Source organism: Actinosynnema sp. CA-299493, assembly GCF_050946825.1.
Taxonomy (GTDB): domain Bacteria; phylum Actinomycetota; class Actinomycetes; order Mycobacteriales; family Pseudonocardiaceae; genus Actinosynnema.
In genome coordinates, this window is the sequence record NZ_CP191993.1 from 2,161,904 (window position 1) to 2,185,442 (window position 23,539).

14 protein-coding genes are annotated in these 23,539 nt (G+C 73.0%); 3 read left to right on the plus strand and 11 right to left on the minus strand.

The features are described 5' to 3' along the window. Positions 1-10: 10 nt before the first annotated feature. The 5 genes from ACQPYE_RS10425 to ACQPYE_RS10445 all read right to left on the minus strand — a co-directional run bounded on the left by ACQPYE_RS10425 (position 11) and on the right by ACQPYE_RS10445 (position 7,959). On the minus strand, positions 11-2,770 hold the full coding sequence (locus ACQPYE_RS10425; protein ID WP_498720843.1) for a SpoIIE family protein phosphatase: 2,760 nt from the start codon (positions 2,768-2,770) through the stop codon (positions 11-13). A 237-nt stretch (positions 2,771-3,007) separates the two neighbouring features. Beyond that, positions 3,008-4,321 (minus strand): SGNH/GDSL hydrolase family protein, encoded by a 1,314-nt coding sequence (locus ACQPYE_RS10430; protein WP_498720844.1) that lies wholly within the window; start codon positions 4,319-4,321, stop codon positions 3,008-3,010. A 146-nt stretch (positions 4,322-4,467) separates the two neighbouring features. Next, entirely contained in the window at positions 4,468-5,292 is an 825-nt protein-coding gene (locus ACQPYE_RS10435; RefSeq protein WP_498720845.1) for a DUF6357 family protein, read from the minus strand. Continuing rightward, a complete protein-coding gene (locus tag ACQPYE_RS10440) occupies positions 5,289-6,176 on the minus strand; it encodes a DUF6357 family protein (protein ID WP_498720846.1) in 888 nt (295 codons plus the stop codon). Before ACQPYE_RS10440 ends, ACQPYE_RS10435 begins: the two co-directional genes overlap by 4 nt. Positions 6,177-6,258: 82 nt before the next feature. Beyond that, entirely contained in the window at positions 6,259-7,959 is a 1,701-nt protein-coding gene (locus ACQPYE_RS10445) for a M14 family zinc carboxypeptidase (protein ID WP_498720847.1), read from the minus strand. A 542-nt stretch (positions 7,960-8,501) separates the two neighbouring features. Here ACQPYE_RS10445 and ACQPYE_RS10450 point away from each other — a divergent pair. The 3 genes from ACQPYE_RS10450 to ACQPYE_RS10460 all read left to right on the plus strand — a co-directional run bounded on the left by ACQPYE_RS10450 (position 8,502) and on the right by ACQPYE_RS10460 (position 12,916). After that, entirely contained in the window at positions 8,502-10,592 is a 2,091-nt protein-coding gene (locus ACQPYE_RS10450; protein WP_498720848.1) for a hypothetical protein, read from the plus strand. Positions 10,593-10,727: 135 nt separating this feature from the next. Beyond that, positions 10,728-10,916, plus strand: coding sequence for a hypothetical protein (locus ACQPYE_RS10455; protein WP_498720849.1), 189 nt, complete (start codon positions 10,728-10,730; stop codon positions 10,914-10,916). Between the two features lie 470 nt (positions 10,917-11,386). Then, positions 11,387-12,916 carry a non-reducing end alpha-L-arabinofuranosidase family hydrolase gene (locus ACQPYE_RS10460; RefSeq protein WP_498720850.1) on the plus strand — a complete coding sequence of 510 codons (1,530 nt, stop codon included), beginning with the start codon at positions 11,387-11,389 and terminating at the stop codon, positions 12,914-12,916. A gap of 97 nt (positions 12,917-13,013) precedes the next feature. Here the strand turns inward: ACQPYE_RS10460 and ACQPYE_RS10465 are convergent, their stop codons facing one another. From ACQPYE_RS10465 to ACQPYE_RS10490, 6 genes are all read right to left on the minus strand, one after another. Continuing rightward, positions 13,014-14,819, minus strand: a complete 1,806-nt coding sequence (locus tag ACQPYE_RS10465) for a YehQ family protein (RefSeq protein WP_498720851.1) — start codon at positions 14,817-14,819, stop codon at positions 13,014-13,016. Beyond that, complete coding sequence (locus tag ACQPYE_RS10470) at positions 14,816-15,919, minus strand: VWA domain-containing protein (RefSeq protein WP_498720852.1); 1,104 nt, start codon at positions 15,917-15,919, stop codon at positions 14,816-14,818. Before ACQPYE_RS10470 ends, ACQPYE_RS10465 begins: the two co-directional genes overlap by 4 nt. Then, on the minus strand, positions 15,916-18,117 hold the full coding sequence (locus tag ACQPYE_RS10475) for a DUF5682 family protein (RefSeq protein ID WP_498720853.1): 2,202 nt from the start codon (positions 18,115-18,117) through the stop codon (positions 15,916-15,918). Before ACQPYE_RS10475 ends, ACQPYE_RS10470 begins: the two co-directional genes overlap by 4 nt. Next, positions 18,117-19,187, minus strand: a complete 1,071-nt coding sequence (locus ACQPYE_RS10480; protein WP_498720854.1) for an ATP-binding protein — start codon at positions 19,185-19,187, stop codon at positions 18,117-18,119. The genes ACQPYE_RS10475 and ACQPYE_RS10480 overlap by 1 nt, the downstream gene beginning before the upstream one ends. Further along, positions 19,184-22,759 carry a DUF4132 domain-containing protein gene (locus ACQPYE_RS10485; protein ID WP_498720856.1) on the minus strand — a complete coding sequence of 1,192 codons (3,576 nt, stop codon included), beginning with the start codon at positions 22,757-22,759 and terminating at the stop codon, positions 19,184-19,186. The genes ACQPYE_RS10480 and ACQPYE_RS10485 overlap by 4 nt, the downstream gene beginning before the upstream one ends. A 118-nt stretch (positions 22,760-22,877) precedes the next feature. After that, on the minus strand, positions 22,878-23,507 hold the full coding sequence (locus tag ACQPYE_RS10490) for a TetR/AcrR family transcriptional regulator C-terminal domain-containing protein (RefSeq protein WP_498720857.1): 630 nt from the start codon (positions 23,505-23,507) through the stop codon (positions 22,878-22,880). Between the last annotated feature and the right edge of the window lie 32 nt (positions 23,508-23,539).

Sequence of the window (23,539 nt, forward strand, 5' to 3'; positions counted from 1 at the left end):
CGGCGGCGCCTCACCCGGCTTCGGCCCGGTCGACCGCGATCCGGACGGCGAGGGCGTCGCCGGTCAGGCCGTGCAAGCCGGACAGGGACAGCACGCGCGCGGGCGCGGTGCCCTCGACGGCGTGCACGGTCAGCGCGCGGCGGGCGCGGTGCGCGGTCGCGGCGGCGTCCAGCAGCAGGGCGATGCCCGAGCTGCTGAGGTAGCCGACCTGGCCCAGGTCGATCTCGACCGGCCGCGGGTCGGCCGAGTCGATGCCGGCGGTCAGGGCCACGCGCAGGTCGTCCACCGTCATGAGGTCCACGTCGCCGGCCAGGCGCAGGACCTGCACCGGGGCGTCGTCGGTGGAGCCGTTGACGTCCGCGTGCCCGCGGGTCGGCTCGTGCGCCGCGGCCACGGGCGTGCGCGTCGGCCCGTCGGCGAGGTCGAACTCGACGGTCGTGCCGCCTTCGGTGCGGTGGAACACGGCCCGTTCGGAGATCGAGCGGATGATCTGCAAGCCGCGACCGCGGTAGCCCTTGTCCTCGGGCTCGGGCCGCCAGTGGCCCCGGTCGCGCACCGTGACGCGGACGCCGGCCGCGGTGGTGGCGAGGTCGTAGCTGAAGTCCCCGGGCGCGTCGGGCGGGTACGCGTGGTCCACGGCGTTCGCCGCGGCCTCGCCGAGGGCCAGTTGCAGGTCGTCCAGCAGGTCCGCGGACAGGCCGGCGGTGGTGGCCCACGCCGTGACGTCGCGGCGCATCACGGCCAGCTCGGCGGGACGCGCCGGCACGGTGTTGAGCAGCGGCGGGGGCAGGTGACGGGCGAGGACCAGCGCCACGTCGTCGTCCTGGCCGTCGGCCAGCAGCGACCGGATGATGGTGTCGCTGAGCGCTCGGGGCGAGAGGTCGTGCGCGTCGCGGACGGTGTCGAGCAGCCGTTGCAGGCCCTGGTCGATCACCGTGCCGCGGCGTTCGACCAGCCCGTCGGTGTAGAGCACCACGGAGCCGCCCGGCGCCAGGCCGGTGGTGTTGTCGAGGTAGGGCGCGCGTCCCGGCGCGCCCAGCACCGCTCCGGTCTCCCCGGCGAGGAACCGAGCGCCGCCGGAGGCGTCGAGGACCAGCGGTGGCGGGTGCCCGGCGAGGGCCCAGCACAGCCGGCCGGTGCTCCAGTCGAACGTCAGGCAGGCGCAGGTGCTGCCCGCCGCGCCGTTGACCCTCGCGGTGAACGCGTCGAGCCGCTCCAGGGCGGCGGCGGGGGAGTGGCCGTCGAGCAGGTAGCCCGCCAGGGCGCTGCGCAGCTGCCCCATCACCGCGGCGGCGGCCGGGCCCTTGCCGACCACGTCGCCCACGGACAGGGCGACCGAGGTGCCTGCCAGCGGCAGCACCTCGTACCAGTCGCCGCCGATCCGGGAGTGGGTGGAGGCGGGCAGGTAGCGGGCGGAGGTGGCCAGCCGGTCCAGCGCGGGCAGCGCGCGGGGCAGCAGGCTGAGCTGCAACGCCTCGGCGATCTCGTGCTCGTGCCGCAGCAGCCTCTCCCGCTCGGCCTCGGCGCGCTGCCGCTCGGTGACGTCGCGCCCGATCGCCTGCACGCCGGTCGGGGTGGCCTGGATGCTCAGCTCCACGTCCACCACCGTGCCGTCGGCGCGGCGCAGGCCCCACACCTCGGTGACCACCCGGACGGCGGACAGGTCGGTGGTCAGCCGGGCCAACCGGTCCGGCGACTCCGGCACGACCAGGTCGCCCACCGCGCGGCCGACCAGGTCGTCCCGATCGCGCCCGAGCAGCGCGCACGCGGCCCGGTTGACCTCGATGAACCGCAGCTCGTGGTCCAGCACCCAGATGGCGTCGGTGGCCCGTTCCACGAGCAGCCGGTGGCGCTGCTCGCTGTCCCGCAGCGCCCGGTCGGCGTGCGCGCGCTGCAACGACTCCCAACAGCGGTTGACCACCACCGACACCACCTCGACCTCCTCCGGTCTCCAGTGCCGGACGGTCGCCTGGTGCACGGCCATGGCCGCGGCGAACCGCCCGCCGCGCAGCAGCGGCAGGCAGATCACCGCCCGGATGCCGGTGAACCGGTAGGCGGCCAGGTCCGCCGGACCGAGCCGGGTGTCGTGCTCGCTGTCGGCCACCACCCACGGCTCACCCGCGCGCATGGCCCGCAGCGCGCCCTCGCCGAACTCGGCCATGGCGAACCGGCCGGGCAGCGGGGGCAGCCCGGTGGCGTAGTCGCCGCTCATCACGAAGTGGTCCTCGTCGGCCTCGGCCCGCGCGTAGGCGCACCGGTCCACCCGCAGGTGCTCGCCGAGCAGGCGCGTCGCCAGCGCCATCAGCTCCTCGGCGTCGTCCAGCCGCTGCAACTCGCGGTCGAGGACGGCGAGGAACCGCTGCCGCTCCGACTCCGCGTGACGGGCGGTGACGTCGTTCACCGCGCCGCGCACGATCTCCGGCGTGCCGTCGGGGGCCCGCACGACGTGCAGCTTCTCCTTCAGCCTCCGCACGTCGCCCCGCGCGGTCACCGCCCGGTACTCCACCTCGAACACGTCCCGCCCGGGCTCGTCGCGCCACCGCGCCCCGGTGGCCTCGGCCCGGTCCTCGGGGTGGATCAGCGAGCCGAGGAAGTCCGGCTCGGTCAGCCAGCGACTCGCCGGGTGGCCCAGCAACCGCTCGGCGTGGGCGGACACGAACGTGCAGCGGCGGGTCCGCGCGTCGGCCTGCCAGAGGACCACGGCCAGCCCGTCCACCAGTTCACGCAGGTCGGTGGCATCGGCCGGTGACGACTCGGACGCGGCATCCACGTGCGCCGACCTCCCACCCTCGCGCGAACCGGTCGTCGTCCGGACTCCTGCCCGGAGCCCGGACGACCCGGCGACGACTGGGCCGAGGGTACCCACGCGTTCGCCGGACATCCCGGACGGCCGCGTGGTCACCACCGCGCGGACCGCCCGGTCACCTCCCGGGTGACACTCCGCGGTGACGTTGCGCGGCACCCCGTCCCCCACCGGTGGGGGACGGGGTGGAGACGCGGTGCGGGTTCAGCCGACGGTGATCGTGCCGTCCGCCGCCCTGGCGCAGGCCACCGCCCGGGTCGTCGTGGCGGCGGCCCCGGTGAGGCAGCGGCCCAGCGCCGCGTGGCCGGCGGCGTTGGGGTGCCACGACTCCTGGCACGTCTGGAAGTGCGTGACGCAGGTGTTGGCGATCCGCTGCACGTCGAGCTTGTCCTTGCCGGCCAGGCTGGTGACGAACGTGCCGCTCGGGCCGTCCTGGAGCCGGATGGGGGTGGCCAGGGAGTCGGCCGGGCTCCCGTCCTGCTCGCACAGCCGCGCGCCGTCGAACGCCCGCTGGACGTTGACGTAGACCAGGTCGGCGCCGGGGAACTCGGCGGACAGCGCCGCGTGCGCGCCCTGCACCACGGTGCCCAGCCGGGCGGAGAACACGTGGCCCGGGGCGAGGCTGGCGCGGTGCACCGGGCAGCCGGCGGCGTAGCGCTCGGCGCCGAGGTCGCGGAACTTGTCGCGGGTGTCGCTGCGCCCGTCCTCCTCGTGGTAGCGGGCGGCGAGGTCCAGCGGCAGGGGGTTGGTGTAGTCCTGGAAGACGATCCGGTGGCGGCCGTCGGCGTCGACCTGGGCCAGCGTGGTGAGCAGGGACCGCAGTGCCGCGGTGGTCTCGGCGGTGGCCGTCGCGATCTCGGCTTCCGTGGCCAGGTCGGACACGGCGCACGGCTCCTGCGGCACCGGGCCGCCGAGGTAGGCCCAGAACTCCCACCACCCGGTCCAGGCGTCGGCGATGAAGCGGTTGGCGCACAGCGTGGCCACGTCGCCGAAGGTGAACGAGCTGTTGTTCGAGCCGAGGCCGACCAGGACCAGGTCGATGTCGTGGGTGGCGCCCACCGCGCGGAGCTGGTCGAGCTGCGAGGCGACCGCGCGCCCCTTGGTCCGGCTCGCCGAGGGGTTGAGCACGTCGTGCGGCTGCCCGCCCGAGCAGGCCAGGTTGAACCGGGTCTGGATGCCGGGCAGGTCGGCCTTGTGCAGGGAGGCGTTGGCGGACCGGTGGCAGAAGAAGGCGTTGTCGTTGGGCGCGGACCAGCCCGGGAACCCCTGGAGCACGCCGTTCACGTCGGTCACCGGCTGGTAGGAGCCGGCGCCCTCGCCGCTGACGAAGCTGTCGCCGATCGCGACGGCGGCGGTGGGCAGCGCGGCGGCTGACGGAGCGGGTCGGGCGGCGGCGGTGCCACCGGACCAGGCGGTGACACCGGACCAGGCGAGGACACCGGACCAGGCGAGGACACCGGACCAGGCGAGGACGACGGCGAGCGCCGTCGTCAGCACCGGGCGTCGTAGCAGGGACATGACGACCTCCTCGTTGACGGCCGATCTGACGTGAAATTGGTTCACGTCGGCTGCCGGCGGTCAAGACCGAAGGCGTTTCCCGGGACGTCGTTGACGGGACGACGTCCACGCGGCACCACGCGCGACCCCGCGGCTGACGGCTCGCTTCAGGACGTCCGTGCCCGGGCTGCGGCCTCCGCGCACATCAGGAAGCTCACGGTGCGCACCGCGTCATCCGCGAGGTCCGGGTGGGCGCGGCGAACCGCGCGGTCGACCTCCCGCTCCATCAGGGCCCACTCGCCGTCCTTCTCGAAGGCGCCGCGGCCTCCTCGCCGGTCGGGGGAGATCCGCATCCCGGCGCACGCCCGCTCCGCGGTGGCGACCACGCGCACGACCGCGGGCAGCAGGTCGGGATCGACGGCATCGGGCTCCCGGGTCGGGACCCGTCCGCCGTGCGCGTAGCGGCCCGTGTACTTGAGGAGCGCCGCGTCGAGCGGGGTGAGCCGCACGCCGCGGCGGGCGCGGTCGCGGTCCGCGTCGTAGGTGTGGACGCGCTGCCAGTCGGACCGCGCGGTCGCCGAACGCAGCGCGGCGAAGACCTCGCCGCGCTCCAGCAGCGCGATGTCCGCGCCCTGGGCGATGAGCCGGCGCAGGTCGCAGGGGACGTCCCGGAACAACGACTCGACGTCATCGGGCGTGCCGAAGAGGATCGGGTCCAGCAGCGCGACCGCCGCGCGTTCGTCAAGAGGACCCCGGGTGCCCGCGGCCGTGCACAGGGGCAGGATCGCGCTCCACAGCAGCAGGTGCCGGACCAGGTCGTCCCGGATCACCCCGAGGTGTGCCTCGGTGATCGGGACGTGGAACGTGCGGGGGTCGCGGTTGGCGTCGGCTCCGGCGCCGAGCTGGAGCTTGAGCTCGCCGTCCGCGCGGATCACGCGCGGGATCCAGCCGTTCTCCCGGGTGAAGAGGACCTCACCCGTCCCGCCGGTCATGACCAGTGCCCGAGTTCGGCGTCGATCCGCGGGTCCGTGCGGACCCACACCTCGCCGGTGGCGGCTCCCGGCGGTGCGTCGACGCGCTCCAGCCCGAGCGTCCGGACCAACCCCAGGAGTTCGTCCCGGGCTTCACCCGCCTCTTCGAGGGTGTCGCCGTCGAAGAGCACGTAGTGCACGTCCCAGCGGTCGTTGTACCCGGAATCGGCCCAGATCCGGCAGAAGCGGTCCACCGCCTCCCGGTCGAGGGGCGCGGTCGCGGACCGCTCCCGCCCGGAGGTCGCGGCGAAACCTCTCGCGATGTCCTCGGCGCTCCACCACCGCGCCGCCTCCGCGACCGCGGCGGGGGTGAAGTCCTCCACCGTCAGGAAGCCGTCCAACAGCCGGCCGACCCCGGTGTCCGCCACGTCCAGCCGCGCGGCCTGCAAGCGGGACACCAGGCCGTCCGCCATGGCGCAGGGACCGGCGAAGGTGAAGATGCCGGTGGCGGCCACCAGGGTGCCGCCGTCGGGGTGCGGGACGACGAGCGTCGTTTCCGTCGGCGGCACGTCCCTCACCAGGGCGAGGAGGTCCGCCGGCATGCCCTCGTACAGGGCCGCCTGCGCGTGGGGGTCGTCGGTGGAGTCGAGCGCGCCGGCGTGGTCGAACGTCACCACCAGGCCGCGACCGTCGGCGGTGAACCAGGCGTTGACGGTGTCGCCGCCGCCGTTGCCGAAGCCGAGGTGCGTGACGCCGTCGGTGGCGATCGGCTCGCGTCCGTCGACGTGGGTCAGGACCTCCAGCCGTCGGCGCAGCTCGCGCGGGTGGGTCCGGCGCAGCACGGACCCGTCGAACTCGTGCCGGAGCTCATTGCCCCTGTCGTCGCTGAAGGTCAGTGCTCTCATCGCCATCCTCGGTGCGTCGGTCCGCGAATTCTTCCCCGGACGGTCGCGCCCCGGCTACCGAACCTCGAATCCCGGGCGCGCGTCACAGCGACAGGCTCCACCGGTCGAGGTCGCCCGGGCCCACCCAGATGACGTTGTGCACCCAGAGTTGCCAGGTGCCCTTGCGGGTCTCGCGGGACAGGTCGAGGGTGAAGGAGCCGCCGGGGTCCGGCAGGGTGCTCACGAGCTGGTGCTGGAGGCGGTAGGCCGTGCCGTCGGGGGCGACCAGGTCCAGCGAGATGATCGAGCTCATCAGGTTCTTGAAGCGCACCTCGACCCGTGACGCGGACCGGGCGTTGCCCTCGCAGCCGGTGACGGCGATGCGCACGGTCACCGGCGGGGTGCGGGTGACCGCCGGGGTGTCGGTGTCGTCGATCCGGGTGGCGCAGTCGGTCGACGGTTCGGGCGCCGGCGCGTAGGGGGCGGCGGTGTGGCGGGCCGAGTGCAGCAGCATGGGCAGCGCCTTGGGCCAGAAGAACCCGTCCTGGCACGAGTGGGCGGGGAAGAAGCCGCCGCACGCCTGCTCCGGCGGCGGACCCACCTCCCACACGAAGGAGGCGACGCCGAGGTCGTCGTAGACCCAGTCGTCGGTGGTGCCGGACGCGGAGTAGAGCACCTGGCCGGACTGCCCGTACTGCCAGCCGGAGCCCGCCAGCTCGGCCAGTCGCTGGGCGTGGTCGCGCAGCGCGGCGTCGTTGCCGGTGCGCCGGTCGGCCGCGCCGCCGCTCCAGGGGAACAGCACGTAGTTGCCGTAGCTGTGCAGTGACAGCACCAGACCCGTGGTGTCGACGGGCGCGGGCTGGGACTGGTCGGCCGCGCGGCGGTCGCGGTACAGGGAGCGCCACAGCGCTTGCAGCGCACGGGTCTCCGGTTCCGACTCGGGCCCGACGCCTCGGTAGTTCTGGTCGCACTGCCGTTCGGAGGCGTTCTGCAGGCCCGGGTTCGAGCCGGTGTTGCGGTTGAGGTCGACCCCGTGGTGGCTGTGGGACACGGCGCCGCAGGTGGTGCCCTGGTGGTCGGTGTCGTTGCCGTTCTTGCGGTGCGAGATCGGGGAGTCACCGCCCCGCTGGACGTTCTCCACGCCGTCGGGGTTGGCGACGGGCACGACCCAGAACTCGGTGGTGTCCAACAGGTGGGCGACCTCCGGGTCGGTGCTGCCGACGAGGTGGTCGATCCAGCGCCAGGCGATCTCGCCGGTGGTCAGCTCGCGGGAGTGGAGCTGACCCATGACGAAGAAGCGGGGTTTGGGCGCGTCGGGGGAGAGCGCGCAGTCGCCGGGGCGCTTGCGGGTGACGCAGATGGCGCGCAGGTCGTGCCCGCCGCGGTTCCGGGTCTTCAGCCACGAGTCGCCGTAGTCGACGACGGTGGCGAGGTCGGGGTGCTCGCGGGCGACCTGGTCGAGGTGCTGCCGGTGGGCGTCGACCGTGCGGTACCCGCCGAAGAAGGTGTCGGCGGTGGCCGTGAACCCCTCGGACGGCTCGGGCAGCACCTGGTCGACGGTGGCGGTGAACCCGGCCCGTTCGAGCGCGGCGCCCGTGGTCCGGTCACCCAGCACGAACAGGCTGTCGCCCTCGCGGTGCTCCATCACGTCGAAGCCGCCGGCGGACAGGGCCTGCTCGGCGCCCAGCGGGGCGTGCACCTCGTAGAGGTGTGGCCGGTCGTCCGGGGTCGCCACCGCCGGACCGGTCGCCACGAGCACTGCGGTCGCGCACATGAGGGCGAGCCGTGATCGGTTTCGCTTCATCGGGTCCTTCCCTGGCCGGGGGACGCGGCGGTCCGACCACTTTCCCAGCACCTGCGGGCGCGGAAGCTGTCGATCACGACAGGAACGCGAAGTCTGCCCTTAAGTGCTTCGTGGCCGGTGGCGCGGGGTGGTGCGATGACGACCGACACGTTGTTCTGGCTCGCGTCGATGAGCAAGCCGATCACGGCGGCGGGATGGCGCGCACCACCGCCAGGATCGAGCCGCGGATCCAGGCGCTCGTGCTGGGTTCCCTGACCTGACGCGCGACGGCCGGACCGCGGCGCTCGGGCGTCGGACCTCGATCGCCGGGCACGTGTCCGAGTCGCCGTTCGCGCTCGAACGGCAAAGGCGCACGCGATTTCTCGATTGTGGGGCACATCGCGTGAGCAGGCCACGCCTGCGAGCCCATACTTGTTGCTCCGCGCGGCATCGCTTGCTTATTCTGCGCGGGACGCGGGCATTCCTTCTGCCGCGGCCACTTCACCGGGGGGATTTTCGTGCGCACTTTCCGTGGCGCCAGAGCCTGCGCTGCCGCGCTTCTCGTGGGGACGACGGTGGTGGTGGGGGCGCCGTCGGCGGTGGCGGCGGAGCCGCCGGTCGCGCCGTACACGGCCCTGACGGTCCACTTCGAGGGCTGGGACGTGGACGGGAGCTTCTCCTACGAGGAGTCCCGCAGCACGGTCAACGTCTACCAGCAGACCACCAACGGCTACGCGTTGTCCATGCACGGGTACACCGAGGGGAACAAGCACTGGCACCACTTCAACGTGTCGCCGCCGAACGGGACGCGGTTCGAGGCGGGCCGGTCGTACCCCACGGCGACCTCCTACACCCCGTTGGACTCGATCTCGGTGTTCAACATCAGCGGTGACGGGCGTGGATGTTCGGCGCCGGGACCCGGCTCGGGCACGCTCGACGTCCACGAGGTCGGCTACGACGAGGCCACCGGTCAGTTCACCACGTTCGCGGCCGACTACTCGATGCAGTGCGCCAACCCCGACCGCACGGCCAAGGGCCAGATCCGGTTCCGGTCGGCCCTCGACTACCGGGCCGCCGACAGCTGGGACTACAAGCTCCAGTTCTACGACCAGCCGTGGGGGCGGACGGGCACGCCGCTCCAGGTGCCGGTCGAGGTGAACGGCACCCTGCCGTCGACCTTCGGCACGGCGTCGGTGACGGGCTCGCGCCCCGACTCGTTCCGGATCACGGCGGACACCTGCTCGGGCAAGACCCTCTCCTACGGCCAGAAGTGCTCGCTGACCGTCACGCCGGTGGCCATCGGGAAGGGCGAGCAGACGGCTCTGCTGACCCTGCCGGAGGACTCCTTCGGCGGCAAGGTCAGGCGCCTGCTGACGCTGAACGGCTACGACGCGCGCGGTGACCGCGGCACCTACTTCCCGGTGACGCCCTATCGCGTGCTGGACACCCGTTCCGGTCACGGCGCGGCGCGGGCCGTGGTCGGTTCCGGCCAAGCGCTGCGCCTGCAGGTGACCGGTCAGGGCGGGGTGCCCGCCGAGGCGTCGACGGTCGTGCTCAACGTGACCGTCACCGAGCCGTCCGGCGCGGGCCACCTCTCCGTCTACCCGACCGACGTGGCACGGCCGACCGTGTCCTCGTTGAACTACACGCGGGGGTGGACCGGGGCGAATTCGGTCACGGTGAAGGTGGGCGCGGACGGCGCGGTCAACCTCTACAACCACGGCGCGGCCGTGCACCTCGTCGCCGACATCAACGGCTTCTACTCCAAGGGCCGCCCGAGCTACCTCGGCGGGCAGTACCAGCCGTTGGCGCGCCCGGTGCGGTTGGCCGACACCCGTGAGTGGGGCATCGGCCGGGTCCCGGCGGGCTACTTCTTCAACGTCTCCGCGTCGTGGGACACCTCGACCAACTGGAGCGTCCGCGCCTTCGCGGTCAACATCACCGCGACCGACACGCGGGCCCCCGGCTTCCTCACCGCGTGGAACGGCTGGGGCCCGGGCCTGCCCGACACGTCCACGTTGAACTACGGGGCCGACAACACCGTGACGAACTTCGCGGTGGTGCCGACCACGCGCTGCTCCGACTGCGGCCAGTCGAACGCGCCGTCCATCGGCGTGTACACGAGCCAGGACAGCCACGTCATCGTGGACATCGTCGGCTTCTACGACGACAGCACGTTGCCGGGCGGGTTGCGCTTCAACCCGATCGTGCCCGAGCGGATCGCCGACACCCGCGAGGGTCTGGGCTGGCCGTCCGCGCTCGGCCACGGCGCCACCGCGACGGTCGTCGCGCCGGGTTCGGTCGCGGGCGCCGCGACCTGGGCGTTGGCCACCAACGTCACCGCCGTCGCGCCCACCGCGTCCACGTTCCTGACGGTGTGGCCGGCGGGCTACACCGACCTGGAGCGACCGGACACCTCCAACCTCAACCCGTCCGCCGGGACCGTCGTGCCCAACGCCGTGCAGACGATGATCGGCCCGGAGAACGGGTTCCACGTCTACAACAACCACGGTTCGACCCACGTCCTGGTGGACGTCGTGGGCACCTTCTACCTGGACGGACTGCCGTCCTCGCCCTCGCCGGCGACCGCGTCGGCCCAGGGCCCGCTGCCCACCCCGAAGGCGGTGCCCCTCAACCGCCTCCACCGCGCGTAGTCGCGGGCCGGCCGCCGGTCGCCCCCACTGCCGGCCGATGCCGCACGTGCGCCTCGAATCGCCTGTGCGGCATCGGTCAGCGCCTTCGCGTGGCATCACCGCGACGAGCGCGGGGTCGGCGGACAGGACGCGCTGGTGCAGCTCCCGCAGCGCGACACCGACCTCGGCACCGCGCACCTGGCGTCGCTGATCGAGGTGAGCCAACGGCACCTGACCCGCCTGTTCACCGAGCACACCGGCCGCACGCCGGCGCGGTTCGGCCTCACCCCGTCCCGCTTCCGCGCGGTGCACACCCCTCGTCCGTCGGCCGTGAGCGAGCGCTGACCGAGGCACGACATTGCGGTGGGCGTATCGTCGCGAGGCGTGTTGCCGAAGTGGAGGTGTGGCGTTGGCGCGCTAAAGTTTAGCAGTTCCGGGAGTGGTGCGGCGGTGCTGCGGACTCGGTCCGGATGAGTGGTCTGACCTGGGCGTTCAGGGGTCGGCGCAGCTAAATTTTCGGCCGTTCTTTGAGCAGTACACAATGCGTCCCGGTCGTCCGTCCGATTACCGTGCGAAACTTTTTCGTCCCATCTTGACCGCGCGGAAATCATCCTTCACAGTCTGGTGAATGCGATCGGCAACCGCGGCAGCGGCGCCTCAGTCCGTGCGCCCCTTTTCGGTCATCGAGTCGTCCACGCCGACGTAATCGTCGTTCGTCCAGAGGGCGCGTGATGGACCACTCGACGCAAAGCGGTCGTCCCGAACGTCGCCCGTGCCGCGGTTCTGCCCCCACCTCGACGAAGAGGAGCCCGACCATGGCCGGATCAGGCCATCACCCGACCACCGCCGTCCCCCGTGTGCGCAGACGTCATGCGATCGGCGTCACCGCCGTCGTCGCCGTGCTGCTCGGCGGCCTGATGACGGCCCTCGGCGCCACGTCCGCCTCGGCGGCGACCGTCGACACGACCGCCTGGTACGTGCTGGTGAACCGCAACAGCGGCAAGGCGCTGGACGTCTACAACCTGGCCACGAACGACGGTGCCCGCATCACGCAGTGGGCCCGCAACGACGGCAACCAGCAGCAGTGGCAGTTCGTCGACTCCGGCGGCGGCTACTACCGGGTGAAGTCGAGGCTGTCGGGCAAGGTGCTGGACGTCCACAACTTCTCCACCGCCGACGGCGGCGCCATCGTGCAGTGGGCCGACGGCAACGGCACCAACCAGCAGTTCCGCCTCGCCGACTCCGACGGCGGCCACGTGCGCCTGATCAACCGCAACAGCAACAAGGCGGTCGAGGTGCAGGGCGCGTCCACCGCCGACGGCGGCAACGTCGTGCAGTACAGCGACTGGGGCGGCGCGAACCAGCAGTGGCAGCTCGTCCGCGTCGGTGGCGGCGGCACCACGACCACCACGACGACGACGAGCAACCCGGGCGGGTGTTCTCTTCCGTCGACCTACCGGTGGTCGTCGACGGGGTCGTTGGCGAACCCGCGGTCCGGGTGGGTCTCGCTCAAGGACTTCACCACCGTGCCCTACAACGGCAAGCACCTGGTCTACGGCACGACCCACGACAACGGGACGTCCTGGGGATCGATGAACTTCGGGCTCGTCACCAACTGGTCCGACCTGGCCTCCGCCCCGCAACAGGCCATGAACTCCGGCACCGTCGCGCCCACGCTGCTCTACTTCGCCCCCAAGAACATCTGGGTCCTCGCCTACCAGTGGGGCGGCACCGCCTTCACCTACCGGACGTCGACCGACCCGACCAACCCGAACGGGTGGTCCTCGCCGCAGGTCCTCTCCACGGCGAGCATCTCCGGCTCCGGCACGGGACCGATCGACCAGACCCTCATCGGCGACGGCCAGAACATGTACCTGTTCTTCGCCGGCGACAACGGCAAGATCTACCGCCAGGTCATGCCCCTCGGGAACTTCCCCGGCAGCTTCGGCTCGAACTACACCACCATCATGAGCGACACCACGAACAACCTGTTCGAAGCCCCCGAGGTCTACAAGGTCCAGGGCCAGAACCAGTACCTCATGATCGTCGAGGCCATCGGCTCCAACGGCCGCTACTTCCGGTCGTTCACCTCCAGCAGCCTCAGCGGCTCCTGGACCCCCCAGGCCGCCACCGAGTCCAACCCCTTCGCGGGCAAGGCCAACAGCGGCGCCAGCTGGACCAACGACATCAGCCACGGCGACCTGATCCGCACCACCGCCGACCAGACCAAGACCATCGACCCCTGCAAACTCCAACTGCTCTACCAAGGCCGCGACCCCCGCTCCAACGGCGTGGACTACGGCCTGCTGCCCTACCGACCCGGCGTGCTGACCCTGCAACGCTGATCGTCCGACGCAGGTAGTCCGACGCAGGTCGACTCCAACCGGGCCGGCGCCCCACCCCTCACCGGGTGGAGCGCCGGCCTGTCGAGTACCGGGGGTGTCAGCGGGCATCGGCGGTGACCAGCAGCCGGAGGTGGGCGCTGAGCCAGGTGGCCGTGGACGGTGCGTCGGCGAAGGCCGTGACGTGGGCCGCCGCCGTGCGCAGGCCCGTGGCGTGCAGGTGGGCGCCGATCTCGCGCAGGCGGGTGAGCAGGCTGCCAGTCAGGTGGTCCAGGCCGCGGTGCGAGGCCTCGGCCAGCACGGTCAGCGCGCTGTCCACGCTCTCGCTCAACGGATCCGCCGTGATGAAGCCCGGCGGCAGTGGTCGCGGGGCCGTGTCCGGCGCCAGGTCCGGGACGACCACGCCCGCCGAGGTGCGGACGGCCAGGGGGTCGACCACCAGCGTGCCCCGGTGGCGGCGGACGGAGCCGGTGATCGTCGTCGGGTCGGCGCGCATCGCCGCGGCCAGCGCGTCGAGCGACCGCGGCGCGACGGCGCGGTGCGTCGTCTCCAGGACGCACGAGGCGCCGGCGGAGTCGTGCAGCGTGGCGGTGAGGCGTTGCGCGGCCGGGTCGTAGGCCAGGTCGGACACCTCGGCGACGCGGACCACGCGGACCAGCTCCGCCTCGACCCTCGCGCGGACCTGCCGCGGCGGCAGCTCGGCCAGGCGTGCCGCGGCCGTGGCGTAGTCGTCGACGACCAAAGCCCGCGGCAGGTCGTCCCAGGCCGTGCCGACCGGGGTGAGCGAGGTCTTGGCGACCCGGCCGGTCCTCAACGCCACCGCGCGGCTCGCGCTGCGCGTCGCCGACTCCGAGACCACGTTCGACGCGGCCAGGAGCCGGGCGGTGCGCGGGGGAGTGGCCCGCTGGACCAGGACCACGTCGCCCGAGGCGAAGTAGACGTCCGCCGCGGACCCGGAGCGCAGCCGGGCGCCCAACGCGGTCAGCCGCACCCTGCGCAACGGCGTCTCGGCGGGCTCGTCAGGACCGAGGACCTCGGCGCGCGGACCGTCGGCGGTCGTCCGCGCGTGCAGTTCGGTGAGCAGTCCGGCGAACCGTTCCGCCTGGTAGTCGGCGCTGCGCCCGCGGTACGCGGCGAGCTGGGCGAGCAGTTCGGCGATCACCGCGGCCGGCCAGTGCAGGCGCTGGGCCGTCAGGTCGCGGTGCAGGCGTTGCCACGCCACGTCGAGCACCTCGCTCGCGTTCGCGGCGCCGTCGAGCAGCAGTTGGTCGAGCAGGTCCGCCACGGCGGTCAGGTCCGTCGCGGTGGTGGGGGAGCCGCCCACGTCCACGACGTCGACGCCCCGCGCGTCGGCCTCGCGGAACGCCCACACCGCCAGCGCCGTCGCCTCGTCGCGGTTGACCGCGTCCGTGTGGACGTAGGACAGGTCGCCGGGCACGAGGAACGTCACCGTGCAGGTGGGCAGTTCGGCTTGGGCCGTCGGGTCTTCCGCCGCGGGTCGGCGCAGCTTCGCGCGGTAGCCGGCCTGCCGGACCCTGCGGGCGCGGCGCAACGTGCGTTCGCCCATCGACCTCGCCAGGTCGTCGTCCGTCACCGACCCCGGCGACCACGGCTCGGCGGGCGCGGTGCTCTCCTGGGTGCGCTGGTACGCCAGGACGACCGCGATGCGGTGCCGGCACACGCCCGTCGCGCCGCAGCCGCACCCCGCCGCGTCGAGCGCGACGCCGGGCGGCAGCGTGGTCGTGGTGCCGTCCGGGAACCTGCCCCGCACGGTGCCGGCCGGGTCGGTGTCGAGCACCGGGACGACACCCGCGTCCAGTTCCTTGACGGCGCGTTTCACCAGACCGCGGTTGGCCAGCGCCGCGAGCGCGTCCGGGGTCAGCGCCATCAGGTCGGGTCTGGTCATCCGAGCTTCTCCGCGACGAACTCCGCCAGCTGACCCGGGGTCATCGCGCCGACGTGGGCGCCGACGTTCGCCAGGCGCTGGGCCAGCGCGCGGTCGTAGGCCGGGTTCGCCTCGTCGTCCAGCGCGGCCAGGCACAGCACGTGCGTGCCCTGCTCGCACAGGCCCTTGACCGCGCGGACGAGGTCCGCCTCGCTGCCGCCCTCGTAGAAGTCGCTGATGAGCACCACGATGGACCGGCGCGGGCTGTCGACCAGGTCCGCGCCGTACGCCACGGCCTTGGCGATGTGCGTGCCGCCGCCCAGTTGCACCTTCATCAGCAGCTCGACCGGGTCCGTCACGTCCGAGGTCAGGTCGACCACGCTGGTGTCGAAGGCGACGAGGTGCGTCCTGATCCCGGGCAGCCCCCACAAGCATGCCGCGGTGACCGCCGAGTGGATCACCGAGCCGGTCATCGACCCCGACTGGTCCACGAGCAGGATCACCTGCCACGGCTCCAGGTGCCGCTTGGCGCGCGAGACGAACTTCGGGTGCTCGATCGCGAGCTTGCGCTCCTCGGGCTGGTAGCGGCGCAGGTTCGCCCTGATCGTGGCGCGGAAGTCGAAGTTGCGGGAGTTCCGGTGGATGCTCGGCCGGCGCGACCTGGCGCCGCCGAACGCCGTGCGCACCTCGGTCCTCAGCTTCGCCACCAACCGCTCCACCACCGCCTCGACGATCCTGCGCGCCATCGTCAGCACGGCGGGGTTCATCAGGTGCTTGGTCCGCAGCACCGCGCGCAGCAGCGCCGGGTTCGGCTCGATCCGCCGCAGCACCTCGGGATCGGTGACCACGTCGGTGATCTCGTACCGCTCGACCGCGTCGCGCTCCAGGCGTTCGATCGTCTCCCTCGGGAACAGGCTGTGCACCTCGTCGAGCCAGTCGACGGTCCGCAGCACCGAGTCCCCGCTGCCCGCCTTGCGCACACCGCGCTCGGCGAGGTCCGGATCACGTCCGTACAACCACTCCAGCGCTTCGTCGCGGCGCGCGTCCTCGCCTCGCAGCCCGCCGGTGTGGCGCGACGCGGGCTCACCGAGGATCAGCCGCCAGCGCTCCAGGTCCGTCATGCCAGGCCGCCCTTCGCCAGCAACGCGTCCACCCGCTTCTCCACCGCCATCGCCTCGGCCACGACCACCGGGTCGGCGCGGAGGCGGGTGACGCCCCTCGCGTCGCCCCCGACACCGCGATGGGCGAGCACGGCGGCGGCGATGGTCTCCCGCTCACCCGGCGGGAAGTAGCCGAAGGCGAGGCGCAACGCGGGCAGGGCCACCAGGAACTCCTCCTCCGTCATCGCGCCGACCAGGTCGTCGAGCACGCCGACCAGGTCCGGGCTCGCCAACACCTCTTCCCGGGCGACCGCGAACAACCCGGCCAGCCAGTCGCCGAGCGACCCGACGCCGCGCACCTTCCGCACGTCCGGCTTGGCGCCGAGCGCCCAGGCGAGGCCGAGCGCCGCGCCGCGCAGGTCCGGCGGCGCCTGCCCGTCGTCGCTCACCCGGATCGCCACGCCCGTGACGTCCGCCGCGTCCAGCGACAGCGCGGCCTCGGCGTGCCGCACGGCGTCCCTCGTCGCCGCCATCGCCCTGAGGCGGTGCGGGTCGGCCGGCGCCGGTCCGCCGTGCAGGCCCTCGACCAGCCACAGCACCCTCGCCGTGCCCGCGTCGATCACCGCGCCCAGCAACGGGTCCTGCCTGACGCCGAACAGCCGGTCGTGCCGCCACAGCCCGATGACCCCGCTCAGCACGCGACCGAGCGTCGCGAGGTCGCCCGTCTCCCGGACGCCCTCGCCGAGCGACTCCTCGACGTGGCCGGACAACGTCGAGATCCCGCACAGCACCGCGTCGAAGAGGAGCCCGGCCAGTTCGTCCAGCCGCGCGTGCCGCGACCGGCGTTCCAGGGCCACCCCCGCTGCTTCCGCGAGCGTGGCGCCGTTCTCGGCGGCCTCGATCAACGCCGGCAGCCGCCCCTCGACCGGCCTGAGCGTCCACTGCTCGTCCAACCGCGGCGCGGCGCCCTCCGCCGGCCCGCTCGTGCGTTCGAAGCCGGGGACACCCAGCACCCGCAGCCGGTGCAGGATCCTGCTCCGCTCCAGCGCTCCCGCGTCGGTGAGGTCGAGCGCGACCTGGCCCTCCCGGTCGAGGCCGTGCGCCCGCAGCAGCTCCCGCACCTCGGGGACCAGGGGTGGCGCGGGCGTGTCCGGGTGCAGCCGCCCGACCTTGTCGCCCCGCAGCGCGCCGATCATCTCGACCAGCGCCGGGTGCGCACCAGGGAGGAGGGGACCGCGCCGCGTCCACGGTGGTGGCTGCGTCAGGTCCTCGGAGATCAGCGTGCTGGTCAGCCCGTCCAGCACGTCGGTGCGCGTCGGGTGCTCGTGCCCCCGCAACCGGGCCAGCGCGCCGGCCTGGGTGCGCGCCGCGATGAGGTCGGCCGTCGACACCGGCTGTCGCCTGCGGCGCAACCGCGTCGCCACCGACTCGACGAGCCAGTCCGCCGCGCGCCGCGCGCCGTTCTCCCACACCTGCTGGTAGTAGCCCGGCGACGGCATTCCGGACTGGTAGCCGGTGAACGCGTCCAGGCGCGCGTGCGAGTACGGGACGAGGTAGCTGGCGCCCCGGTCGCGCTCGGGCACCTCCGGCCACTCGGCGTCGCCGTCGAGCGCGGCCTTGAGCGCGGGCGTGTGGAAGCCACCGGTGACCACGACGACGGGCCGGTCCCCGGCGTCCCCGACCGCCGCCCGGACCCAGCGCGCCATGTACTCCTCGCGCGCCGAGTCACCCTCGTTCGCGCCGGCCGTGCCGCGCAGCAGGTCGAAGTACTCGGCCAGGCCAGTGGGCTCGGTCTCGCACTCGAACAGGTGGTCCCACAGCACGTCCACGTTGTCGACCGCGAACTCGCGGCACAACCGCTCCACGACCTCGGCGTACCTCAGCTCCGCGTCGGCGTACCGGTTGCCCACGCCGCGGAACGCCTCGTGCCACGCGGGCAGGTCGATGAACCTGACCCGCGCTCCGAGGCGGCGCGCTTCGGTGATCGCGACCCACTCCGGCGAGTAGTCGCAGAACGGCGACCACGACGCGTGCTCGTCGGAGTAGCTGAACAGCGCGACGGGCAGCTCGTGCCCCAGCAGCAGCTCGTCGATCCGCCCGTTGAAGTCGGCGGGACCCTCGACCAGGACGTACGCGGGCCGCTGCTCCTCGATGGTGGCGGCGACCAGCCGGGCACAGGCGGGGCTGTGGTGCCGGACGCCGACGAACACGGCCCCCATCAGCCGGGCAGCAGGTGCCGCGCCCGGTGCAGCTCCTGCCACTGCTCGCCCTTGCGCCGGGGGGCGTGCTGCTCCAGGTACCGCCGCAACCGCGCCAGGTCCTCCGCGTTGTCCTTCGCCGCCGTGCCCGCCAGGCACTCGACGACGTCCGCGGCCGAACCCGCCTCACCACGCAGGAACCAGCCCCGCACCCCCACCGCGTGCGCCACCGACACCGCCTCGGCCGTGCTCATCACGGCCGTGAGCCGGTCGCTGCCCTCGCGCAGGTCGCGGAACGCGCGCACGAGGACCTCCAGCACGTCCCGCTTCGGCGCGGGCGCCACCCCGGACCTCGCCAGCAGCTTCGCCGCCTCCTGCTCGACCAGCGCGAGCTCGGTGTCGAAGTCCGCGATCGGGAACACCGTCTCGAAGTTGAACCGCCGCTTCAGCGCCGCGCTCATCTCGTTGACGCCCCGGTCCCGCGTGTTCGCCGTGGCGATCACGGTGAACCCGTCCTGCGCGAACACCATGCCGTCCGGTCCGGCCAGCTCCCCGATCGCCATCACGCGGTCCGACAGCACCGACAGCAGGCAGTCCTGCACCTCGATCGGGCAGCGGGTGATCTCCTCGAACCGCACGACCTTGCCCTCGGTCATGCCCCGCAGCACCGGCGCCGGCACGAGCGACCGCGGCGACGGCCCCTCGGCCACCAGCAGCGCGTAGTTCCAGGAGTACTTGATCTGGTCCTCGGTGGTGGCCGCACCGCCCTGGATGGTCAACGTCGACTCACCGCAGACGGCGGCCGCGATCAGCTCGGACAGCAGCGACTTCGCCGTGCCCGGTTCGCCGACGAGCATCAGGCCGCGACTGGTGGCCAGGGTGACCAGCGCCCGGTCCACGAGGGACGGGTCGCCCACGAACTTCCTGGTGACACCGTGCTCGTCGTCGCCCACCACGAACCGGCGCGCGGCGGTGAGGCTCAACGCCCAGCCCGGCGGCTTGGGCGCGGTGTCCGCGTCGCGCAGGCGCGCGAGCTCGTCGGCGAAGCGGACCTCGGCGGGCGGGCGCTGCATCGTCCGGGTGCTGGTCATGACCGCAGGGACTCCAGTTCGGAGAGGAGCTCGGAGCAGGTGATCGGGTCGACCTCGTAGGTGGTGGGCGCGTTGCCCAGGGCGGACCAGTCGCCGCGACCGCTGGGCGAGAACCACACGTCGCTGAAACCGACCTCGGGGAAGACGTCCACGGCGCCCACCGCGATGCCGGGGTCGAGCGAGGCGACGAGGGCCCCGCCGCCCGGGAACGGCCGGGTGATCCAGCACTCCACGCCCGCGTCCTGCGGCGTGCCGCGGACCCAGCCCTTCTTGGTCAGGCCGAGGATCTTGCCGATCGGGTAAGGGGTGGCGCAGTACTCCTTGAGCCGGGGGAGGAGCGCGTCGGCCGACTCCAGCAGGTGGACCGGGCGGCCCAGCTGCGCGAACGGCTGGAGGATCTCGTAGTCGGCGAAGACCTCGCCCCACGCCGCCGCCGTGTCCCGGAGGTCGACCGGGTGCGCGACGCGGACGGTGGCGTTCCCGGGCAGGGTGAACCCGTCGTCCGCCGAGTCGGCGAGCGTGCGGTCCTCGGCCAGGCGGAACGACACGCCCGCGTCGGTGAGCCACACCAGCCGGCGGACCAGGTGCCACAGCAGCGGGTGCGCGGCGAGCACCGTCCGGAACTCCTCGGCGGTCCACGTGCGCTGGTCGACCATCGCCCGTTCCAGGCGCTGGACCTGGTCCGACGCGATCGTGCGGACGTCCTTCTTCAACGCCGCGAACCGCTTGTGCTCCAGCGGCGCCAGGTCCGGGTCGTCCTTCGCCCCGGGTTTGGGCAGGTCCTTGCGGCGCTTGCCGTCCGAGTCCAGCACGTAGGGCTTGAGCTGCTCGTCGAAGCCGACGGTGAACCGGCGCGAGCCGTAGTCGACCGCCAGGCTCGCGGCGTCGTCGAGACCGAGCCGGGGCACCAGCCGGTCCGCCAGCTGGTCGCGGGACAGGCCAAGCTCGGCCGCGATCTGGGCCACCTTCTCCTGGGCCTTCGCCTTGAGGCCGCGGAACTTCACCTTCTCGGCGATGCCGTTGAGGTGGGACAGGGCCACCTCGGTGCCGATGTCGGCCAGCACGTCCAGGCCCGTCACGGCCCTGGCGTGCCGGCTCTCGCCCGGCCAGGCCCGGATCAGCGGCGACAGCGCGCGGACCGTGGAGTCGTCGCCGAACCAGCCGAGCGCGGTCAGCGCCCAGCTCTCCTTCGAGGGCGCGCCGGCCTCCTGCCAGCGCAGGTGCACCGTCCACGCGAACTCCGCCAGGGACGCCCGGTCGAGCGCCTCGCGGACCACCGGCAGACCGGCGTAGACGTCGTCCGGCTCGGACAGCGCGGCCATGATCAGCAGGTTCTCGGCGGCGGCCGGGGACAGCGCCTGCTTGCGGTCGCGCAGCAGCACCCGGGGCAGCAGCCGGGTGTCCGCCCACTCGCCGATCACCGGGAGCTTGGCCGGGAGCACGTCCAGCGGGTCGACGGCCAGGAACGTCCGCAGGGCCGCGGCGGCGTCGGCGGTGGGCGCGAGCGACGCCACGTCCACGCCCAGGGCGCGCAGGTGGCGCAGCGCGGTCTCGGCGTTGCGGCGCTCGGCGCCCGGCTTGCCCAGCGCGGCGGGGATCAGGAAGCGGGCGGCCGTCTCGCGGTGCCGGTCCAGCCACTCCAGCGCGACCTTGCGCACCTGCTTGAGCCGCACCAGCCAGTCCGCCATCAGCGCCGCCACCTCGGGGGTGGCGAACGGCAGCACGATCGCCGCGGCCCCCGAGTTGCCCTTCACCACCCGCACCAGCGCGGGCAGGGCGTCGAAGCCGAACTTCGCGGCCAGCCGCTTGCCCGCGGACTCGGCCCTCCAGTCCAGGTCGGGGTCCCACTCCGCCAGCAGGTGCCGCACCTCGTCCGCGGGCGCGTCGACGAGCAGGTCGATCATGCGGTAGCCGATCCGACCCGCGTGGTACTCCGCCAGCCAGTGCTGCCAGGTCCGGTTGCGCGGGCCGTCCCAGTGGCCATCGACCAGCCACCGCTCGCGCTCGTCCGGTCGCCACGCGATCGACGGGTCGGGCACCGGGAGGTCCGGGACCACCACCGGCGTCACCGGCGGCTTGCGGTGCAGCCACGGCGGCGAGACCAGCAGCGGCGGCAACTCCGCCGCGGGCGCTTCCGGCACGGCGGTGGACTCGACCGGGGTGAAGCCCTCGGGCGTCGCCAGGTGCGAGTGGGTCTTGAGGTGCACGCCGAGCAGTTGGCGCAGCTCGGCGTTGCCCGACTCCCGTTCGGCCAGCAGCCGGGCCGCCCGTGCGGGGAAGGCCGACATCGCGGACAGCAGCGCCGGCCGCACGTGCTGGGCGTCGATCCGGTCGAGCAGGATGGTGAACGCCTCGTCGGTGGGCAGTGCCGCGAGGACCTTCAGCACCAGCCTGCGGCGCTCCGCGCGCTGGTGCTCGTGGTCGAGCGCCGCCGCCAGCAACGGCGAGACCGCCGGCCCGAGCGCGTAGAGGGCCGTGTAGAGGAGGAACGCCCCGTCGTCGAGCGACACCTGCGCGTTCTGGAACTGGTCGAGCGTGGTGGCGCTGCACGGGAGCATCCACCGCCGCGGCGAGCGCTGCGGCAGCCGGCAGGCCTCGTCGAACCAGTCGGTCCGTTCGGGCACCAGGTACGCGCGGACCACGGTCACGCCGCTCTGCCGCGCCAGCACCGCTTCCGCCGCTGCGCGTTCGGCCTCGCCCGCGACCGCGATGGCGTAGCGGACCGTCGTGAGCAACTGGGCCGTCGAGTCGTTGTGGCTGATGTTCGTGGCGTTGTGGCGGTGCAGGTGCTTCTCGCTCCGGTGCTGCTGGTGGGAGATCCACCGCCAGGAGTAGTCGATCGAGAGGCCCTCGACCACCGCCTCCACCGCGAACGCCAACCCGTGGTCGGCGAGCCAGGCGTGGAAGGACGGGACGATGCCCTCCGCCGTGGCCGCGACCGCCGCCGCGCCGACGGGGTCGTGCCGTCCGCCGAGGTGTTCCCGCGCGGCCCGCACGAGCTCCGGATCGGACTCCGGCGCGGAGAGGGCTTGGTCGAGCTCGGCGGGCTGGTCACGTCCCTGCGCGGCCAGCCCGGGGTCGACCGCGAACACCGGCTGCGGGTGGAACCCACGCTGCCGCACCACGTCGCGCAGCCAGGCCTTGGGCATGACCCAGGTGTCCTCGTCGACGGCCGTGGGTGTGGCGGCGGCCGACGCGGTGGTGGTCGCGGCGGTCGGTCGGGCCGTGGCCGAAGAGGCTGGCTGGATGGTGGGCGAAGTGGTGGTGGGCACCTCGGCTGGCTGGGCGGTGGAGGAAGTGGCGGTGGGTCTGGTGGTCGGATCGGAGGTGTCGTCGGTGTTGTCGGGACCCTCCGCGACCTCGGCCGAACCGACGGCGCGGTAGCCCTTCTTCTCCTTCTCCGCCACCAGTTTCGCGATGTGGGCCTCGGCCGCCTCGGCGGACGCCAGTTCCTTGGTCTGGGTCTGGCCGTTCGTCCCCAGTCGTCCGAACCGGACGGTCACGGTGCCGCCGGCCCGCCCGATCTCCCAGAACTTCGCCGAACCGCCCGAGACGAGCTCCCACTTGCGCACCACGAGAATCCCCTGAACCCGATCCGGAAACCTGATGTCCGGGGACTGTACGCAGGGGGTCCGACACTCCGTCGCCGTTCGAGGACGGTGATCCGGTCGCGTGGACGCCTCAACCGCCCTACCTGGCCGCCAGCCCGTCCAGCACGATGCCGAGATGCCGGTCGAACCGCCGGTCGCCGTCGTCGTGGAGGCGCCCGGCCTCCTTGACCAGCGCCGCGCCTTCGCCCAGCCAAGCTTCCAGCAGGGCGACCGAGTGCCGCGTCGGATCGGTCTCGGCGGCCTGTCGCCGTTCCTGTTCCTCGATGACGAAGCCGACGACGAACGCGGTGACCACATCGACGGCGTCGTCGGCGTCGGCGGCCGTCCAGCCGGCCGCCGTCCACCGCTCGAACCACGGCTCCTTCAAGCGGACCACGTCCGGGTCGGTGAGCCGCGTGCCGCTGAAGGTGCGGGCGCCGTCGCGGTGGAGCAGGTACTCGGCGCGCAGGACGTGGGCGTAGGCGGCGAGGTCGTCGCGCCAGCCCGCGCCGGGCGGGATCGCCGCGAGGGCGCCGGTGACCCGGCGCATGACCTCGGTGGCCATCTCGTCCAGCAGTTCCTGCTTGTCGCGCACGTGCCAGTACAGGGCGGGCGCCCGGACGTCGAGCCGGGTGGCGAGCGCGCGGACGGTGAGGCCGTCCATCCCCTTGTCGTCGAGGAGTTCGAGCGCTGCCGCCACGATCCGCTCCCGGCTGATGCCCTTGGCCATGGTTGACAGCTTAACAATGTTCAAGGACGCTG

Excerpts from the sequence above, each read along its gene's own strand:
- ACQPYE_RS10430 (WP_498720844.1), bottom strand. The coding sequence starts at position 4,321 with ATGTCCCTGCTACGACGCCCGGTGCTGACGACGGCGCTCGCCGTCGTC.
- ACQPYE_RS10435 (WP_498720845.1), bottom strand. The coding sequence starts at position 5,292 with ATGACCGGCGGGACGGGTGAGGTCCTCTTCACCCGGGAGAACGGCTGG.
- ACQPYE_RS10440 (WP_498720846.1), bottom strand. The coding sequence starts at position 6,176 with ATGAGAGCACTGACCTTCAGCGACGACAGGGGCAATGAGCTCCGGCAC.
- ACQPYE_RS10445 (WP_498720847.1), bottom strand. The coding sequence starts at position 7,959 with ATGAAGCGAAACCGATCACGGCTCGCCCTCATGTGCGCGACCGCAGTG.
- ACQPYE_RS10460 (WP_498720850.1), top strand. The coding sequence starts at position 11,387 with ATGGCCGGATCAGGCCATCACCCGACCACCGCCGTCCCCCGTGTGCGC.
- ACQPYE_RS10465 (WP_498720851.1), bottom strand. The coding sequence starts at position 14,819 with ATGACCAGACCCGACCTGATGGCGCTGACCCCGGACGCGCTCGCGGCG.
- ACQPYE_RS10470 (WP_498720852.1), bottom strand. The coding sequence starts at position 15,919 with ATGACGGACCTGGAGCGCTGGCGGCTGATCCTCGGTGAGCCCGCGTCG.
- ACQPYE_RS10475 (WP_498720853.1), bottom strand. The coding sequence starts at position 18,117 with ATGGGGGCCGTGTTCGTCGGCGTCCGGCACCACAGCCCCGCCTGTGCC.
- ACQPYE_RS10480 (WP_498720854.1), bottom strand. The coding sequence starts at position 19,187 with ATGACCAGCACCCGGACGATGCAGCGCCCGCCCGCCGAGGTCCGCTTC.
- ACQPYE_RS10490 (WP_498720857.1), bottom strand. The coding sequence starts at position 23,507 with ATGGCCAAGGGCATCAGCCGGGAGCGGATCGTGGCGGCAGCGCTCGAA.